This is a genomic window from Mycobacterium gastri, assembly GCF_002102175.1.
GTDB classification, from domain to species: Bacteria; Actinomycetota; Actinomycetes; order Mycobacteriales; family Mycobacteriaceae; genus Mycobacterium; species Mycobacterium gastri.
Map to the genome: position 1 here is coordinate 26,172 of NZ_LQOX01000096.1, position 16,851 is coordinate 43,022.

Below are 16,851 nucleotides of genomic sequence, written 5' to 3' on the forward strand. Positions count from 1 at the left end.
TCCCGCGTTCCACGCCGACACTGTTATCGACTGACCTCGTCGACAAACCAGTAGGGTCTTATCCGCCTGAAGTCAGGCGGATAAGACCCTACTGTTGTTCCGGGACCCACCAAACCCGTTCGGAAGCGGCGGAACCCAAGTCCGGGCAGCCACATAGCCGCCAAATAGCCGCGAAATAGCTCAGCCCGGGATCGGGACGAAGTCCGAGCCCGGCCGGTTCTTGGCGTTGATGTCGGCCAAGTCCGCGTTGATCGACATCACCACCGCCGGGGTATGCAGCGGAACGTATTTGGTGACGCAGCCGGGCAGATTCTCGCTGAAGGCGCCGTGCAGCATCCCGACCAGCAGGTTGTCGACCGTCACCGGCGCGCCCGAGTCGCCGGGGCCGCCGCACACCTGCATCACGATGGTGCCCGGATCCTGGCCCGGACCCCAGGTGACCCCGCACGAGTTGCCCGTGGATCGTCCTTGTTTGCAGGCGATCTGACCGAACGTCGGATCGGGACCGATGCCGTTGATCGCAAAGCCGTTGAAGTCGGCCACCGGCGTCACCTTGGCCGGATCGAACTTGATCACCGCGTAGTCGAGGGTGTCGTTGCCGGCGACCATGGTGCCCACGATGCCTTTGGCCTCGGCGCCCTCGGCGGCGACGGGCGCGCCCGGACCGCCGCAGTGCGCGGAGCTGAATCCGATGAGGTCGCCGTTCTTGTCGTGGCCGATGGTCGTCAACGTGCACAACGTCCCCCCGTTGACGACGATGCCCGCACCGCCACCCAACGGAATCTTGTCGTCGGCAGCCGCGGTGCCCGCGGGTAGAAACCCAACAGCCAGGAACACGGCCACGATCGCCGCGGTGAAGCGGCGGTGCGCCGTCTGCAAAGTGGTACTCCCGTCTGGAGGTTGGACCTCTGTTGGAGATCTACCGGACATCACCGGACATCAAAGGACAGATGCGCCAGTGTAGATGATCGTCAGATTACGTCCGATGCGGTTAGGTGTGGCCGCGGATCGTCAATTTAATAGGTTCAAACCGCCCGGTAACTCACGGTGTTCGGCTGGCCTCGTACGGCGCCGAAGCGCATGGCAACATAAACCGCGGCTACCGCGAAACCGTGGCCCGTCAACGCGAGAGGATCGTCTGTGAGCAAACCTGATCGCCAGACCGGTGTGCCCAGCACGCTGACCACGATTCCGTTGGCCGATCCGCACGCCCGGCCCGGTGAACCGTCCATAGGCGACCTGATCAAAGACGCGACAACCCAGATGTCGACGCTGGTGCGCGCCGAGATCGAGCTGGCCCGCGCCGAGATCACTCGCGACGTCAAGAAGGGTCTGACCGGCAGCGTGTTCTTCATCGCCGCGCTGGTCGTGCTGTTCTACTCGACCTTCTTCCTGTTCTTCTTCCTCGCCGAGCTGCTCGACTCGTGGCTGTGGCGCTGGGTGGCGTTCCTGATCGTGTTCGCCCTCATGGTGGTGACCACCGTCGTGCTCGCCCTGTTGGGTTTCCTGAAGGTCCGCCGGATCCGGGGACCGCGGCAGACCATCGAGTCGGTCAAGGAGACCCGCACCGCGCTCATGCCGGGCCACGACAAGACCCCGGCCGTGATACACCCCGCGGCGGCACCCGAGAGCAAGACGCCCACCGATCCGTCGGGTTGGTAAGTGCCGGCACCAGATCCGTCGATGACCCGCATCGACGGGCCATGGCGGCATCTGGACGTGCACGCCAACGGCATCCGGTTCCATGTCGTCGAGGCCATTCCGGCCGACCCGGACGCGACGGAGCCGGCCATACCGGCCATGGCACGGCCCCTGGTGATGCTGTTGCACGGGTTCGGTTCGTTCTGGTGGTCGTGGCGTCATCAGCTGCGCGGGCTCACGAGTGCCCGGGTGGTCGCGGTCGACCTGCGCGGCTATGGCGGCAGCGACAAACCGCCCCGCGGCTACGACGGCTGGACCCTGGCCGGTGACACGGCCGGATTGATCCGCGCGCTGGGACACTCCTCGGCGACGCTGGTCGGTCACGCCGACGGCGGGCTCGCCTGCTGGACCACCGCGCTGCTGCACTCCCGGCTGGTGCGGTCCATCGCGCTGATCAGCTCACCGCACCCGGCCGCGCTGCGACGGTCCACCCTGACCAGGCGAGACCAGGGCCGCGCGCTGTTGCCGACATTGCTGCGCTACCAAGTGCCGCTGTGGCCCGAGCGCCTATTGACCCGACATGACGCGGCCGAAATCGAGCGCCTGGTGCGCATTCGCAGCAGCGCCAAATGGGTTGCCTCCGAAGACTTTTCACAGACAATCGGCTATCTGCGGCAAGCCATCCGGATTCCGGCGGCCGCGCACTCCGCGCTGGAGTATCAGCGTTGGGCGGTGCGCAGTCAGCTGCGCGGCGAAGGCCGGCGCTTCATGAAATCGATGCGCCGGCAACTCGGCGTGCCGTTGCTGCACCTGCGCGGCGACGCCGATCCCTACGTGCTGGCCGATCCGGTCGAGCGCACCCAGCGTTACGCACCGCACGGACGCTACGTATCCGTCTCCGGCGCTGGACATTTCAGCCATGAGGAAGCGCCCGAAGAGGTCAACCGGCAGCTGGCGCGGTTCCTCGATCAGGTGCACCGGCTCAGCTGACGCACGCCCCGGTGGCGACGCGCTGGGTGGCCCCGAGCTTCTCCAGCTGACTGGCCACCTCACCGGCGGTGAGCACGAACCCGGTGTCCGGGTCGTCGACGGCCGCGCCGAAGACCACGCCGAGCACCTGACCGTTGAGGTCGATCAACGGCCCGCCCGAGTCTCCCTGTTCCACGTTGGCCCTGATGGTGTAGACGTCGCGGGTGACCGGCTGCGGGTTGCGGTAGATGTCGGGACCACTGAGTTTGATGGCCTCGCGGATCCGGGCCGGCGTCGCGGTGAAGTTGCCGCCGCCCGGGTAGCCCAGCACCACGACGCTGGTGCCCGTTCTGGCTTCTTCTTGGGCGAACACCAGCGGCGGCGGCGACAGATGCGGGACGGCCAGGATCGCGATGTCGACCGAAGGGTCGTAGGACACCACGGTCGCGTCCAGGGGCTTGCCGCTCGCGTACACCTGCACACTGTTGGACCCGGCGACCACGTGCGCGTTGGTCATCACGCGCTCGGGCGCAACCACGAAGCCGCTGCCCTCCAGCACCTTCTGGCAGCTGGGCGCCAGGCTGCGGATCTTGAGCACGCTCGGCGCGGTGGCCGTCACCACCGGGTTGTCGCTCAGCGCCGGGTCGGGCGAGGCGACCGGGATGACCGGGGTGTGGCTGAAGGGCTCCAGCACCTGCGGCAGGCCCGAGGTGTTCAGCAGCGCCGAAAGTCGCTTGGGCACCGTCTTCAGCCAGGTGGGTGCCACCTCGTTGACCTCGGCGAGCACCCGCGAACCGCGAACCGCCGCCGCCAACTCCGGCTGATCCTTCGACTGGGTCAGCGGCGTCGCCAGCAGCCACGCCGCGGTCAGCACCACGACCAGCTGCACCGCCACCCCGATGATCGAGTCGATCACCCGGATCGGCCGGTTGCGGATAGCGCTGCGCACGGCCCGGCCCAGCACCACACCTGCGACTTCGCCGACCACGACCAGTCCCAGGATCAAGAGCAGCGCGGTGAACAGCTTGGCCCGGGGGGCGGCGATGTGGGCGACGATGTGGGGCGCCAGCAGCACGCCGGCGATCGCGCCCAGCAGCACACCGGCAAACGACAGCATCGAGCCCAGCGCACCGGACCGCCAGCCCGAGATCGCCGCGATGCAGGCGACCGCCAATACCGCGATATCGAGCCATTGTGACGGGGTCATGGCATTCATCGAGTTCATCGCAGTCCACCCTGCTCACCGACCAGCGCCATCGCATCGTCCAGTTCGCGGACATCGCTGGTGTCCCAGGGCCTGGCCCATCCCGCAACGTCGAGCACCGCCGAAATCACCTGACCGGTGAATCCCCATACCAGCATGTGGTCGAGCAGAAACGCCGGTCCGGCCCAGCGCCGGCTCAGGGTCCGCCGGTACACCGTCAGCCGGTTTTCCGGATTGACGAAGGCGCGCACCGGAACCCGCGTCACCATGGCCGTTTCCGCCTCGTTGACGACGTACACGGGCCCCGGATCGGGTGAATACGCCAGCACCGGGACGACGTGGAATCGCGACGGAGCGATGAAGGTGCGTTCCATGGTGGCCAGTGGGTGCAGCCTGGCCGGGTCGAGCCCGGTCTCCTCATGGGCTTCTCGGAAGGCGGTGGCCACCGGACCCTGGTCTCCGGGGTCGGATGCGCCGCCGGGGAAGGCCGCCTGACCGGCGTGGTGACGCAAGGTCGACGCCCGCACCGTCAGCAGCAGGTCGGCGTCGTCGGGAACGCCGCCGTCGGCCCGCCCGGACTCGGGACCGGAGAACAGCACCAGAACAGCGGCCTCCCGGTCGTTGCGGCGCAGGGATGCGGTCGCCCGGGCTGCCGTCACCATGGCCAGCACCTCGCCCGGCAGCCGCCGCCGGACCGCGTCGGGCACCCGGTCCACGTTGTCGACCAGCGGGCGCAGCCAGGACGGGCCGACCTCGGGCGTCAGGGCAACCCCAGCGTTCACCGGCGCCTCCTTGTCGGGCTGGTCGGGTGCACCTGCCCGCCTTCTCTCCAACCGCTCACCACGCCTTGTCTCCGACCGCAGCCGCTATCTCCTCGGCGCTGGCGAAAGCGCGCGGCAGGGTCTGGGCCACGCTACCGTCCGGCCGCAACAGCACCGTCGCGGGCATCACATTCGCCACCCGCAATGCTGCCGCCACCTTACGGCGGTCGTCCTGCAGGGTCGCCAACCGAACACCGAGATCGGCCAACCGCAGTAACGCGGCCGCCTCATTCTCGTCCTGATGCACCGTCACCACCACGACGTCGGGCCCGGCCCGTTGTTGATATTCGGCCATCGCGGGCAGTTCGGCTATGCACTCCGCGCACCAGTACGCCCATAGATTGAGCAACACCCGCCGTCCGGCCAGCGCCCGGGCCACGTCGACGGCCGAACCGTCGGCCGCGCATTCCACCACCACGCCGCTCAGTGCCGGTGAGCCTGGGCCGTCACCGGCGGCCGGGCAGGCCGGCAGATTTGCCCGCCGCCGCGGCCCGGCCAGCGCCGCGACGGTGTCGGCATCCCGGTGGTCCCGCGCCGCCGGCGCCTGTTGGGTTGCGGTGGATGGGGAGTCGTCGCGCAGTTGGGCGACCAGCGCCACGATGAGGATGGCGACCACCGCCAGGACCGCGATGGTCCAGCGGGTTTTCGGGGTCAGGCGAGGTGTCACAGGCCGGCAAGGGCCAGCAGGTGCTCGGTTTCGGGGCCCTGGACCAGCGGTGCGGCCAGCAGTGGTTCGGTGGGGCCGAGTCCGAAGGAAGGGCAGTCCTTGGCGAGCACGCAGACACCGCAGGCGGGCTTGCGGGCATGGCACACCCGGCGGCCGTGAAAGATCACCCGGTGGCTGAGCACGGTCCACTCCTTGCGCTCGATCAGTTCGCCGACCGCGTGCTCGACCTTCACCGGATCGGTTTCGGCGGTCCAGCGCCAGCGCCGCACCAACCGCCCGAAGTGGGTGTCGACCGTGATCCCGGGGATTCCGAAGGCATTGCCGAGGATCACGTTCGCGGTCTTGCGCCCGATTCCCGGCAGCGTCACCAGTTCCGCCATGGTGGCGGGCACCTCGCCGTCGAACCGCTCGACCAGAGCTTGCCCGAGGCCTATCAATGCGTTCGCCTTGTTACGGAAGAAACCAGTGGGGCGAATGAGGTTTTCCAGCTCGGTACGGTCCGCTTTGGCATAGTCGAGCGCCGTCCGATATTTAGCGAACAACGCCGGCGTCGTCAGGTTCACCCTCTTGTCGGTGCTTTGGGCCGAGAGGATGGTGGCCACCGCCAGCTCGAGCGGATTGGTGAAGTCCAATTCGCAGTACACACGCGGAAAGGCTTGTGCCAGTAGGCGATTCATCCGTCGCGCGCGGCGCACCAACGCGGTGCGGGTTTCGGCGGACCAGCGCTCGGCGGCGTCGGTGGCGGGCGTGGCTGGTTTGGGCCGGGTAGGCCCGGACGACTTTGCCGCTGTCACCTACGACAGAGTACTGATTTCGTGATCTGACCGAGACCTCGTGTTGATTCAAGGCCATGTTTACTCTCCTTGTGTCGTGGTTGCTGGTGGCGTGCGTTCCGGCGTTGCTGATGCTGACGACCCTCGGCCTTGGTCGGCTGGAACAAGCGCTTTCCTGCAATACCGTGACCGCCTCGGACGTTGCCGAGTTTCTCGAGCAGGCTCAGGCCGTCGATGTGCACCGCCTGGCCCGTGAGGGCATGCCGGAGGCGCTGGCTTATCTGCACCGACGCCAGGCGCCGGCGCTGACCGAGGCCCCCGCCGCCAGGGCGCTCACCGGCAACCATCACGCCGATCCGTACCGTGCCGCCCCCCGACACATCCATTCCCGGGTTAAGGCGACTCGACACGTCAATCGTGTGTAGCGTTGGCACGTCGTACCGATTGGCCTAACCTGTACACCGGCGCTGGTCAAGAGGGACGGCCTGCCCGTATCACTTCGTTGGAAAGCTGAAGAGGCAACGTGGACGAGATCCTGGCAAGGGCAGGAATCTTCCAAGGGGTTGAGCCCGGCGCGGTCGCGGCACTGACCAAGCAGCTACAGCCCGTTGACTTCCCCCGCGGACACACGGTTTTCGCCGAAGGTGAGCCGGGCGATCGGCTGTACATCATCATCTCGGGCAAAGTGAAGATCGGGCGCCGCTCGCCGGATGGCCGGGAGAACTTGCTGACCATCATGGGACCGTCCGACATGTTCGGCGAGCTGTCGATCTTCGACCCCGGGCCCCGGACGTCCAGCGCGACCACCATCACCGAGGTGCGGGCGGTCTCGATGGACCGCGACGCGCTGCGGGCGTGGATCGCCGATCGTCCGGAAATCGCCGAGCAGCTGCTGCGCGTCCTGGCCCGCCGGTTGCGGCGCACCAACAACAACCTGGCCGACCTCATCTTCACCGACGTGCCCGGCCGGGTGGCCAAGCAGCTGCTGCAACTCGCCCAGCGTTTCGGCACCCAGGAGGGCGGCGCGATGCGGGTCACCCACGACCTGACCCAGGAGGAGATCGCCCAGCTGGTCGGAGCTTCGCGGGAGACGGTGAACAAGGCGCTGGCCGACTTCGCTCACCGCGGCTGGATCCGGTTGGAGGGCAAGAGCGTGCTCATCTCCGACTCCGAACGCCTGGCGCGCCGGGCTCGCTAGCTTCGCCGAGCCTGTAATTCTGCAGGCCTCCACTCGCGCTTTGGCTGCAAATTTTCAGTCTCGGCGCAGATAGTCCAGTTGCACCTGCACCGACCATTCGGCCGCATCCCAGAGCTTCTCGTCGACGTCGACATAGACATGTTCGACGACCTGACGGGTGGTGGCATCGTCGCCGAGGTCCCGCAGCGCCGAGCGCACCTGCTCCAGACGTTCGTGCCGGTGGGTGAGGTACCCCTGCGCGACTGCCGAGAGATCCGCCAATTCCGGCCCATGCCCGGGCAGCACCTTACGCCGGCCCAGACCGCGCAGCCGATGTAGCGATTCCAGGTAGTCGGACAGGCTGCCGTCGTCCTTGTCCAGAACGGTGGTGCCGCGGCCCAGCACGCTGTCGGCCGTCAGCACGGCATCGTCGAGGAGGAACGACAGCGAGTCGGCGGTGTGACCCGGGGTGGCCAGCACCGTGATCTCCAGCCCGGCAGCCTGGATCACTTCCCGGTCGCTCAGCGCCACTTGATCGCCGCGCAGGAATTGCGGGTCCGCGGCGCCTACCGGTGCCCCGGTCAGCTCGACCAGCTTGTCGATGCCGTCGGTATGGTCGCCGTGGCGATGGCTGATCAGCACCAGCGCGATGCGGCCCAGCGCGGCGACCCGGGCGAGGTGCTCGTCGTCGCCCGGCCCCGGATCGACGATGACCAGCTCGTCGCTGCCCGGTCCGCACAGCACCCAGGTGTTGGTGCCCTCCAGCGTCATCAGGCCGGGATTGTCGGCCACCAGCACCGATGCCGTGTCGGTGACCGGCCGCAGCCGGCCGTAGGCGGGATGGGTCAGCGGCTCGGTCACGGCCGCTGGCCGGCCTCCACGATCAACTCGACTTCGACGGGTGCTCCCAGCGGCAACTCGGATACGCCGACGGCCGAACGCGCGTGCGCGCCGTTGTCGCCGAACACCTCGGCAAGCAGGTCCGAGGCTCCGTTGATGATGCTGGGCTGACCGTGAAAGCCCGGTGCGGAGGCGACGAACCCGACCACCTTGACCACCCGCGTCACCGAGTCCAGGCCCACCAGCGAATCCACCGCCGCCAGCGCGTTGAGCGCGCAAATGCGCGCCGCGGCCTTGGCCTCCTCCGGCGTGATGTCTGCGCCCACCTTGCCCGTGCAGGCCAGCTTCCCGGCCTCGAAGGGCAGCTGCCCCGAGGTGTAGACGAGGTTGCCGGTGCGCACCGCCGGCACGTAGGCCGCCAGCGGCGCCACCATCTCCGGAAGCGTGATGCCCAGTTGCGCGAGCCGGGATTTAGCGTCCATTACTTCGGACGCTTCAGGTAGGCGACGTGCTGCTCGCCGGTTGGCCCCGGCAACACCGCGACCAGCTCCCAGCCGTCGGCTCCCCACTGGTCGAGGATCTGTTTGGTGGCGTGCGTGAGCAGCGGAACCGTTGCGTACTCCCATGCGGAGGGTTGGGTCATGACGCGAGCTTATCCGCCCCGGTTGATGACCTCCGGCCAGCCCGGCGGCCGGGTGAGGCGGTAGGGCTAGCATGCGATGGTGGCGAACACACCTAACGACGGTCCTTCCGTCGGCTGGCCGTCGCGCCTATCGAAGGCCCGGTTGCACTTCGTGACCGGGAAGGGCGGCACCGGGAAATCCACCATCGCGGCCGCACTGGCGCTGACTCTGGCAGCCGGAGGCCGCAAGGTCCTCATCATCGAAGTCGAAGGGCGCCAAGGGATTGCGCAGCTTTTCGATGTGCCGCCGCTGCCCTATCAGGAGGTCAAGATCGCGACCGCCGAACGCGGCGGGCAGGTGAACGCGCTGGCAATCGATATCGAAGCCGCGTTCCTGGAATACCTCGACATGTTCTACAACTTGGGCATCGCGGGCCGGGCAATGCGACGCGTAGGTGCGATCGAGTTCGCGACGACGATCGCGCCCGGTCTCCGCGATGTGCTGCTCACCGGCAAGATCAAGGAAACGGTGGTCCGCCTCAACAAGGGGACCAAGAGCCCGGTATATGACGCGATCGTCGTCGACGCGCCCCCAACGGGCCGCATCGCGCGCTTCCTGGACGTCACCAAGGCGGTCTCCGATCTGGCCAAGGGCGGGCCGGTGCATTCGCAAGCCGAAGGGGTGGTGAGGTTGCTGCACTCCGATCAGACCGCTATCCATCTGGTGACGCTGCTGGAAGCGCTGCCCGTGCAGGAAACCCTGGAAGCGATCGAGGAGCTGGCCGACATGCAGTTGCCGATCGGCAGCGTCATCGTCAACCGCAATATTCCGACCTACTTGAGCGCCGAGGACCTAGCGAAGGCAGCCGAGGGCGATGTCGATGCCGACTCGGTACGGTCCGGTTTGGCAATGGCCGGAATCGAGCTGGCGGCAACAGATTTCGCCGGTCTGCTGACCGAGACGATCCAGCACGCCAGCCGAATCAGCGCACGCGCCGAGACCGCGCAACAGCTTGACGCGTTGCATGTTCCACGGCTGGAATTACCCACGATTTCCGATGGTGTCGACTTGGGCAGCTTGTACGAGCTTTCGGAATCGCTTGCACAGCAGGGGGTTCGATGAGCACCGTACCGAAACCTCTTGACATGGCCTCGATCCTGGCCGACACGTCCAACCGGGTTATCGTATGCTGCGGGGCCGGTGGTGTGGGCAAGACCACCACTGCCGCGGCAATTGCCATGCGCGCCGCCGAATATGGCCGCACTGTAGTCGTCCTGACGATCGACCCGGCCAAGCGGCTAGCTCAGGCGCTGGGTATCGACGACCTGGGTAACACCCCGCAACGGGTGCCACTGGCCCCGGAGGTGCCCGGTGAGCTGCACGGGATGATGCTCGACATGCGGCGCACGTTCGACGAAATGGTGGTCCAATACTCCGGATCCGAACGGGCACAATCGATTCTGGACAACCAGTTCTACCAGACCGTCGCTACATCGCTTGCCGGCACCCAGGAATACATGGCCATGGAGAAGCTGGGGCAGCTCCTGGCGCAGGACCGCTGGGATCTGGTCGTGGTGGACACCCCGCCGTCACGCAACGCGCTGGACTTTCTGGACGCGCCAAAACGATTGGGCAGCTTCATGGATAGTCGGCTGTGGCGGCTGCTGCTTGCTCCAGGCAGGGGTATCGGCCGGTTGGTAACCGGTGTTATGGGTTTGGCCATGAAGGCGATGTCTACTGTGCTCGGTTCGAAAATGCTGAGTGATGCCGCCGCATTCGTGCAATCGTTGGACGCCACATTCGGAGGTTTCCGCGAGAAGGCTGACCGAACTTATGCGTTGCTGAAGCGGCGCGGCACCCAGTTCGTGGTGGTGTCGGCAGCCGAGCCCGATGCGCTGCGCGAGGCGTCGTTCTTCGTCGACCGGCTGACCGAAGAAGGCATGCCGCTGGCGGGCCTGGTGTTGAACCGCACCCACCCGATGCTGTGCGCATTACCCGTCGAACGGGCTATCGACGCGACCGAAACGTTGGAAGAGGAGCACGGCGAGTCGGAGGCGACGTCGCTGGCGGCCGCGGTGCTGCGGATCCATGCCGACCGCGGGCAGACGGCCAAGCGAGAAATCCGGCTGCTTTCCCGGTTCACCGGGGCCAATCCACACGTGCCTGTCGTCGGGGTCCCGTCGCTGCCGTTCGACGTCTCGGACCTGGATGCGCTGCGCGCGCTCGCCGATCAGATCGCCCCGGTCGGCGACGATGCGGCCCGCGCGGCGGGCCGCTGAGAAGCCGACCAACCAGGCCCCCGTCGGCGACGAAGCGGCCCGCGCGGCGGGCCGCTGAGAAGCCGACCAACCAGGCCCCCGTCGGCGACGATGCGGCCCGCTAGCTGCGACTCCGCCCGGCGGCATCGAGCGCGTGCTGAGGGCGTCGACCGTGAACCCTGGGCGCGGCCGCCCCGGACTTCTCCGCCCCAGCCACACACTCGACACCCACGACTCACACTCGACGCCGAAAGCGCACGCGCAAACGCCCCGGCCACCCGCTGGACGCCGTCGAATCACACTCGGCGTCGAACATTCGCGAAACCGGCCCCCACCGCGCCGAACAACGATACAGTGAGAAAACTGCGCTATTGCGCATACGCCAGTTTCTGTTGGACACAAGGCAATTAGAGTCGGCGACCTGCCACCGTAACAAAATCGTAATGAGGAACGAGGGGCCGACCGGCTCGCCTGCACCCCGATCCGAGAGCCTTAACCGACGCTGCGACGCTTGCGCTTGTCGAGGTAGTCCGACCACGAGACCACCTCAGGATGCTGCTTGAGCAGTGCCCGTCGCTGACGCTCGGTCATGCCGCCCCACACCCCGAACTCGACCTTGTTGTCGAGTGCGTCGGCCGCGCATTCCTGCATTACCGGACAGTGACGGCAGATCACCGCGGCTTTGCGCTGCGCGGCTCCACGGACGAACAGTTCGTCCGGGTCCGTCGCCCGGCACAGCGCTTTTGACACCCAGTTGATCCGTTCCTCCGCGTCGGTACTGCGGAGAAGGTTTTGCGCCGACGTGAGGTTTGTCCTTCGAGCGGCCGGACGTGTTCCTGACACGAGCTGATCCCTTCCTCCCGGCCGCTGATCGCGACCGCCCTCCTCGGGTACCAGCCGATGTTGCGACCTAAGACACACTGTGCACATCGGTGTTACCTGAATCTCACTGCGCTTATAAGTTAGGTGGTCAGGTGGCAATTGCGCAACAGTCTGATAACGCTTTTTTTGGGACGCGCGTCCCGACTTCTGCCGATCGGCCGGGGGAAAAGCACCCCCTCGGTCCCCGATTAGGTCCCTGACCTGTGACGCACGCGCAAAATAACCGCCGGGGCGCCGACGGCGCCGCCGTCACCGCTTTCCTAAGAATTTTTTCAGTCTCGCGGCGCGGGGGCGTGACAAGGGGCCGCTACTGTAGTACGCATGTCCGATCGCCCCCCGGTGGCACTTACCCTGCTGAAGCTCGCGGGCTGTTGTGTGCTTGCCAGCGTCGTGGCCACGGCACTGATGTTCCCCTTCGCAGGCGGGCTCGGGCTGATGTCCAATCGCGCTTCCGAGGTAGTGGCGAACGGCTCGGCTCAACTCCTTCAGGGGGAGGTTCCGGCCGTGTCGACGATGGTCGACGCGAAGGGCAACACCATCGCGTGGCTCTACTCGCAGCGCCGGTTCGAGGTGCCCTCCGACAAGATCGCCAACACCATGAAGCTGGCGATCGTCTCCATCGAGGACAAGCGCTTCGCCGAGCACAACGGCGTCGACTGGCAGGGCACCCTGACCGGCCTCGCCGGTTACGCCTCCGGCGACCTCGACACTCGCGGCGGTTCGACCATCGAGCAGCAATACGTCAAGAACTACCAGCTGCTGGTCACCGCCCAAACCGACGCCGAGAAGCGGGCAGCCGTCGAAACGACCCCGGCGCGCAAGCTGCGCGAGATCCGGATGGCGCTCACCCTGGACAAGACCTTCACCAAACCGGAGATCCTGACCCGGTACCTGAACCTGGTGTCGTTCGGCAACAACTCGTTCGGCGTGCAGGACGCGGCGCAGACGTACTTCGGCATCAACGCCTCGGATCTGAATTGGCAGCAGGCGGCGCTGCTGGCGGGCATGGTGCAGTCGACCAGCACACTGAACCCCTACACCAACCCCGAGGGCGCGCTGACCCGGCGCAATCTGGTCCTCGACACCATGATCGAGAACATCCCGCAAGAGGCCGACGCACTGCGTGCCGCCAAGGCGCAGCCGCTGGGGGTCTTGCCGCAACCCAACGAGTTGCCCCGCGGCTGCATCGCAGCGGGCGACCGCGCCTTCTTCTGCGACTACGTCCAGGAGTACCTGTCCCGCGCGGGGATCAGCAAAGACCAGCTGGCCAAGGGCGGCTACCTGATTCGCACCACGCTGGACCCCGACGTCCAGGTCCCGGTCAAGGCGGCGGTCGACAAATTCGCTCCCCCGAACCTGGCGGGCATCTCCAGCGTGATGAGCGTCATCGCACCGGGCAAGGACTCACACAAGGTGCTGGCGATGGCCAGCAACCGCAAGTACGGCCTGGACACCGAGGCCGGTGAGACCATGCGGCCTCAGCCGTTCTCGCTGGTGGGCGACGGCGCCGGATCCATCTTCAAGATCTTCACCACGGCCGCCGCGCTCGACATGGGTATGGGTATCAACGCCCAACTCGACGCGCCGCCCCGGTTCCAGGCCAAGGGCCTGGGCAGCGGGGGAGCCAAAGGCTGCCCGAAAGACACCTGGTGCGTGATCAACGCCGGCAACTACCGCGGATCGATGAACGTCACCGACGCGCTGGCCACCTCCCCCAACACCGCCTTCGCCAAGCTGATCTCGCAGGTCGGAGTGAGCCGCACCGTCGACATGGCCATCAAGCTCGGCCTGCGGTCCTATGCCAATCCCGGCACCGCGCGCGACTACAACCCCGACAGCAACGAGAGCCTGGCCGACTTCGTCAAACGCCAGAACATCGGGTCGTTCACCCTGGGTCCGATCGAGGTCAACGCGCTGGAACTGTCCAACGTCGCCGCCACGCTGGCCTCCGGCGGCGTGTGGTGCCCGCCGAACCCGATCGACAAGCTGATCGACCGCAACGGCAACCAGGTTTCCGTCACCACCGAGACCTGTGAACAAGTGGTGCCCGAAGGGCTGGCCAACACCCTTGCCAACGCGATGAGCAAGGACGCCGTGGGTAGCGGCACCGCAGCCGGCTCGGCCGGCGCCGCCGGCTGGGACCTGCCGATGTCGGGAAAGACCGGCACCACCGAAGCACACCGGTCCTCCGGATTCGTCGGCTTCACCAATCGCTATGCGGCGGCGAACTACATCTACGACGACTCGACGTCACCGACCGATCTGTGTTCTGGCCCGCTGCGCCACTGCAGCAATGGTGACCTGTACGGCGGGAACGAGCCGGCCCGGACCTGGTTCACCGCGATGAAGCCGATCGCCAACAACTTCGGCGAGGTGCACTTGCCGCCCACCGATCCGCGGTACGTCGAAGGCTCGGCGGCCTCCCGGGTGCCGAGCGTGGCCGGGCTGGACGTGGACCAGGCGCGCCAGCGTCTGCGGGACGCCGGTTTCCAGGTCGCCGACCAGCCCAACGCCGTCAACAGCAGCGCCAAGTACGGCGAAGTGGTCGGAACATCGCCCAGCGGCCAGACCATTCCGGGTTCGATCATCACGATCCAGATCAGTAACGGCATCCCGCCGCCACCGCCGCCGCCGCCGGAGGACGGGCCGCCGGTCCCGATCGGTTCGCAGGTCATCGAGATCCCCGGGCTGCCGCCGATCACCATTCCACTGCTGGCTCCGCCACCGCCTCCGTAGGGTCGTGTTGCGGTAGACACAAGCGATCAGTCGCCGACCGGCAGTAGGCTGCCTGCATGGCTGTTTCGCCCGTCCTGTTACGCACCGGTGCCGTCGCGCTAGGCTCGATCGTCGCCGGGATCGGTTACGCCGCGCTCATCGAACGCAACGCGTTCGTGCTGCGTGAGATCACCATGCCCGTGCTGAGCCCGGGCTCAGCACCGCTGCGGGTCCTGCACATCAGCGACCTGCATATGCTGCCCGGCCAGCGCCGTAAACAGGCCTGGTTGCGCGAGCTGTCCAGCTGGGAGCCCGACCTGGTGGTCAACACCGGCGACAATCTGGCCCATCCCAAGGCGGTGCCGGCGGTGGTGCAGGCCCTCGGCGACCTGCTGCACCGGCCGGGCGTCTTCGTCTTCGGCAGCAACGACTACTTCGGGCCGCGCCTGAAGAACCCGGCCAATTACCTGATCAACCCGGGCCACCGCGTCCACGGCGAGCCGTTGCCCTGGCAGGATCTGCGGGCGGCGTTCACTGAGCGCGGCTGGCTCGACCTCACCCATAACCGCCGCGAATTCGAGGTGGCGGGGCTGCACATCGCCGCAGCCGGCGTAGACGACCCGCACATCGATCGGGACCGCTATGACACGATCGCGGGCCCGGCGAGCCCGGTCGCGAACCTGCGGCTGGGACTGACGCATTCGCCGGAGCCTCGGGTGCTGGACCGCTTCGCCGCCGACGGCTACCAGCTGGTGATGGCCGGCCACACCCATGGCGGACAGCTGTGCCTGCCGTTCTACGGGGCCCTGGTGACCAACTGCGGGCTGGACCGGGCGCGGGCCAGAGGAGCATCACAGTGGGGCGCGAACATGCGGCTGCATGTCTCCGCCGGCATCGGGACCTCACCGTTTGCGCCGGCGCGGTTCTGCTGCCGCCCCGAAGCGACCCTGTTGACGTTGATCGCCAGCCCCATGGGCGGCCGGGACTCGAACAGGAATCTGGGCCGTTCGCAGCCCAGCGTCTCGGTGCGTTGAACGACACGACCCGCATCGCCGTCCGCAGCTTGTCCCGCGACTGGACAGACAACGCGATCCGGCTGATCGAGGCGGACGCCCGGCGCAGCGCCGACACCCATCTGCTGCGCTATCCCCTGCCGTCGGCCTGGTGCGCCGACGCTGACGTCGCGCTGTACCTCAAGGACGAGACGACCCACATCACCGGCAGCCTCAAACACCGGTTGGCGCGGTCGTTGTTCCTGTATGCGCTGTGCAACGGCTGGATCGGGGAGAACACGACGGTGGTCGAGGCGTCGTCGGGTTCGACAGCGGTGTCGGAGGCCTACTTCGCATCCCTGCTGGGCCTGCCGTTCGTCGCGGTGATGCCGGCGGCGACCAGCGCCGCCAAGGTGGCGCTCATCGAAGCGCAAGGCGGCCGTTGCCATTTCGTGGAGAATTCCAGTCAGGTCTACGCCGAGGCCGAACGCGTCGCGGCCGAGACCGGCGGTCATTACCTGGACCAGTTCACCAATGCCGAGCGCGCTACCGACTGGCGCGGCAACAACAACATCGCCGAGTCGATCTACGCGCAGATGCTCGAGGAGAAGCACCCCGTCCCGGACTGGATCGTGGTCGGTGCCGGAACCGGCGGAACCTGCGCGACGATCGGGCGCTATATCCGCTATCGGCGGCACGCGACCCGGTTGTGTGTCGTGGACCCGGAGAATTCGGCGTTCTTCCCCGCATACGCCGAAGGTCGGTCCGACGTCGTGATGTCCGCGTCGTCGCGGATCGAGGGCATCGGCCGGCCGCGGGTCGAGCCGTCGTTTCTGCCCACCGTGGTCGACCGCATGGTGTCGGTTCCCGACGCTGCGTCGATTGCGGCCGCCCGCCACGTCAGTACCGTGCTGGGACGCCGGGTAGGACCGTCCACGGGCACCAACCTGTGGGGAGCGTTCGGCTTGCTCGCTGAGATGGTCGCCGACGGCCGCAGCGGTTCGGTAGTCACCTTGCTCGCCGACAGCGGCGACCGCTACGCCGACACCTACTTCGACGACGACTGGGTCGATGCGCAGGGGCTCGATCCGAGCGGTCCGGCCCGGGTCTTGGTCGAGTTCGAACGCTCCTGCACATGGGACGCTGAGCCGGCGGTTTGGCGAGTCGACGGGCGGGTGCGATAGGCTGTCGTGGCTTCAAGCGGGGTGTGGCGCAGCTTGGTAGCGCGCTTCGTTCGGGACGAAGAGGCCGTGGGTTCAAATCCCGCCACCCCGACCAGGTGTTCCGGC

General features: G+C 67.1%; 18 protein-coding genes and 1 tRNA gene. 10 read left to right on the plus strand and 9 right to left on the minus strand.

Features of this window, described 5'->3' with window-relative positions; all coding sequences use genetic code 11:
• Nucleotides 1-180: 180 nt before the first annotated feature.
• Nucleotides 181-879 carry a chymotrypsin family serine protease gene (locus AWC07_RS09775; protein ID WP_036413747.1) on the minus strand — a complete coding sequence of 233 codons (699 nt, stop codon included), beginning with the start codon at nt 877-879 and terminating at the stop codon, nt 181-183.
• A gap of 261 nt (nt 880-1,140) precedes the next feature.
• Here AWC07_RS09775 and AWC07_RS09780 point away from each other — a divergent pair, with 261 nt between their 5' ends.
• Complete coding sequence (locus tag AWC07_RS09780) at nt 1,141-1,662, plus strand: phage holin family protein (RefSeq protein WP_036413750.1); 522 nt, start codon at nt 1,141-1,143, stop codon at nt 1,660-1,662.
• Nucleotides 1,663-2,631, plus strand: a complete 969-nt coding sequence (locus AWC07_RS09785; RefSeq protein WP_036413752.1) for an alpha/beta fold hydrolase — start codon at nt 1,663-1,665, stop codon at nt 2,629-2,631.
• On the opposite strand, the gene marP is transcribed toward AWC07_RS09785, so the two are convergent.
• The 4 genes from marP to nth are packed head-to-tail and all read right to left on the minus strand — an operon-like array spanning nt 2,624 to nt 5,979.
• The gene (gene marP / locus AWC07_RS09790; protein WP_139829625.1) at nt 2,624-3,817 is read right to left on the minus strand and encodes an acid resistance serine protease MarP; all 1,194 of its coding nucleotides are present in this window, start codon (nt 3,815-3,817) and stop codon (nt 2,624-2,626) included. The two genes, AWC07_RS09785 and marP, sit on opposite strands and share 8 nt — an antisense overlap.
• Nucleotides 3,818-3,831: 14 nt before the next feature.
• The gene (locus AWC07_RS09795; protein ID WP_036413757.1) at nt 3,832-4,596 is read right to left on the minus strand and encodes an NUDIX hydrolase; all 765 of its coding nucleotides are present in this window, start codon (nt 4,594-4,596) and stop codon (nt 3,832-3,834) included.
• Between the two features lie 55 nt (nt 4,597-4,651).
• A complete protein-coding gene (locus tag AWC07_RS09800) occupies nt 4,652-5,290 on the minus strand; it encodes a TlpA family protein disulfide reductase (protein WP_036413790.1) in 639 nt (212 codons plus the stop codon).
• 8 nt (nt 5,291-5,298) lie between these two features.
• Nucleotides 5,299-5,979 (minus strand): endonuclease III, encoded by a 681-nt coding sequence (gene nth, locus AWC07_RS09805; RefSeq protein WP_139829626.1) that lies wholly within the window; start codon nt 5,977-5,979, stop codon nt 5,299-5,301.
• 173 nt (nt 5,980-6,152) lie between these two features.
• Here nth and AWC07_RS09810 point away from each other — a divergent pair, with 173 nt between their 5' ends.
• Both AWC07_RS09810 and crp read left to right on the plus strand, forming a co-directional pair.
• A complete protein-coding gene (locus tag AWC07_RS09810) occupies nt 6,153-6,500 on the plus strand; it encodes a hypothetical protein (RefSeq protein WP_036413764.1) in 348 nt (115 codons plus the stop codon).
• A 98-nt stretch (nt 6,501-6,598) separates the two neighbouring features.
• Nucleotides 6,599-7,273 (plus strand): cAMP-activated global transcriptional regulator CRP, encoded by a 675-nt coding sequence (crp, locus tag AWC07_RS09815; RefSeq protein WP_036413767.1) that lies wholly within the window; start codon nt 6,599-6,601, stop codon nt 7,271-7,273.
• 54 nt (nt 7,274-7,327) lie between these two features.
• On the opposite strand, the gene AWC07_RS09820 is transcribed toward crp, so the two are convergent.
• The 3 genes from AWC07_RS09820 to sp36 are packed head-to-tail and all read right to left on the minus strand — an operon-like array spanning nt 7,328 to nt 8,735.
• Entirely contained in the window at nt 7,328-8,113 is a 786-nt protein-coding gene (locus AWC07_RS09820) for an MBL fold metallo-hydrolase (protein WP_036413769.1), read from the minus strand.
• Nucleotides 8,110-8,574: a RidA family protein gene (locus tag AWC07_RS09825; protein WP_036413771.1), complete on the minus strand. Its 465-nt coding sequence runs from the start codon at nt 8,572-8,574 to the stop codon at nt 8,110-8,112. Before AWC07_RS09825 ends, AWC07_RS09820 begins: the two co-directional genes overlap by 4 nt.
• Nucleotides 8,574-8,735: a Sp36 family protein gene (gene sp36 / locus AWC07_RS26800; RefSeq protein WP_023368608.1), complete on the minus strand. Its 162-nt coding sequence runs from the start codon at nt 8,733-8,735 to the stop codon at nt 8,574-8,576. Before sp36 ends, AWC07_RS09825 begins: the two co-directional genes overlap by 1 nt.
• A gap of 76 nt (nt 8,736-8,811) precedes the next feature.
• Between sp36 and bagA the strand changes: the two genes are divergently transcribed.
• Both bagA and bagB read left to right on the plus strand, forming a co-directional pair.
• A complete protein-coding gene (gene bagA / locus AWC07_RS09830) occupies nt 8,812-9,837 on the plus strand; it encodes an ATPase BagA (RefSeq protein WP_036413774.1) in 1,026 nt (341 codons plus the stop codon).
• Entirely contained in the window at nt 9,834-10,994 is a 1,161-nt protein-coding gene (bagB, locus tag AWC07_RS09835; protein WP_036413776.1) for an ATPase BagB, read from the plus strand. The genes bagA and bagB overlap by 4 nt, the downstream gene beginning before the upstream one ends.
• 471 nt (nt 10,995-11,465) lie before the next feature.
• Here bagB and AWC07_RS09840 read toward each other — a convergent pair whose 3' ends face one another.
• Nucleotides 11,466-11,816, minus strand: coding sequence for a WhiB family transcriptional regulator (locus AWC07_RS09840; protein ID WP_036413777.1), 351 nt, complete (start codon nt 11,814-11,816; stop codon nt 11,466-11,468).
• A 360-nt stretch (nt 11,817-12,176) separates the two neighbouring features.
• Here AWC07_RS09840 and ponA2 point away from each other — a divergent pair, with 360 nt between their 5' ends.
• The 4 genes from ponA2 to AWC07_RS09860 all read left to right on the plus strand — a co-directional run bounded on the left by ponA2 (nt 12,177) and on the right by AWC07_RS09860 (nt 16,840).
• Nucleotides 12,177-14,591 carry a transglycosylase/D,D-transpeptidase PonA2 gene (gene ponA2 / locus AWC07_RS09845; protein WP_036413780.1) on the plus strand — a complete coding sequence of 805 codons (2,415 nt, stop codon included), beginning with the start codon at nt 12,177-12,179 and terminating at the stop codon, nt 14,589-14,591.
• A gap of 56 nt (nt 14,592-14,647) precedes the next feature.
• Nucleotides 14,648-15,604 (plus strand): metallophosphoesterase, encoded by a 957-nt coding sequence (locus AWC07_RS09850; protein WP_036413782.1) that lies wholly within the window; start codon nt 14,648-14,650, stop codon nt 15,602-15,604.
• The gene (cds1, locus tag AWC07_RS09855; protein WP_051508007.1) at nt 15,601-16,746 is read left to right on the plus strand and encodes an L-cysteine desulfhydrase Cds1; all 1,146 of its coding nucleotides are present in this window, start codon (nt 15,601-15,603) and stop codon (nt 16,744-16,746) included. Before AWC07_RS09850 ends, cds1 begins: the two co-directional genes overlap by 4 nt.
• A 17-nt stretch (nt 16,747-16,763) precedes the next feature.
• A tRNA-Pro gene (locus tag AWC07_RS09860) sits at nt 16,764-16,840 on the plus strand.
• Nucleotides 16,841-16,851: the final 11 nt, after the last annotated feature.

Bases quoted from the DNA above. Each gene is read 5' to 3' on its own strand.
- marP (WP_139829625.1), bottom strand. From the start codon at position 3,817: ATGACCCCGTCACAATGGCTCGATATCGCGGTATTGGCGGTCGCCTGC.
- nth (WP_139829626.1), bottom strand. From the start codon at position 5,979: ATGAATCGCCTACTGGCACAAGCCTTTCCGCGTGTGTACTGCGAATTG.
- AWC07_RS09810 (WP_036413764.1), top strand. From the start codon at position 6,153: ATGTTTACTCTCCTTGTGTCGTGGTTGCTGGTGGCGTGCGTTCCGGCG.
- AWC07_RS09825 (WP_036413771.1), bottom strand. From the start codon at position 8,574: ATGGACGCTAAATCCCGGCTCGCGCAACTGGGCATCACGCTTCCGGAG.
- sp36 (WP_023368608.1), bottom strand. From the start codon at position 8,735: ATGACCCAACCCTCCGCATGGGAGTACGCAACGGTTCCGCTGCTCACG.
- bagA (WP_036413774.1), top strand. From the start codon at position 8,812: ATGGTGGCGAACACACCTAACGACGGTCCTTCCGTCGGCTGGCCGTCG.
- bagB (WP_036413776.1), top strand. From the start codon at position 9,834: ATGAGCACCGTACCGAAACCTCTTGACATGGCCTCGATCCTGGCCGAC.
- ponA2 (WP_036413780.1), top strand. From the start codon at position 12,177: ATGTCCGATCGCCCCCCGGTGGCACTTACCCTGCTGAAGCTCGCGGGC.
- AWC07_RS09850 (WP_036413782.1), top strand. From the start codon at position 14,648: ATGGCTGTTTCGCCCGTCCTGTTACGCACCGGTGCCGTCGCGCTAGGC.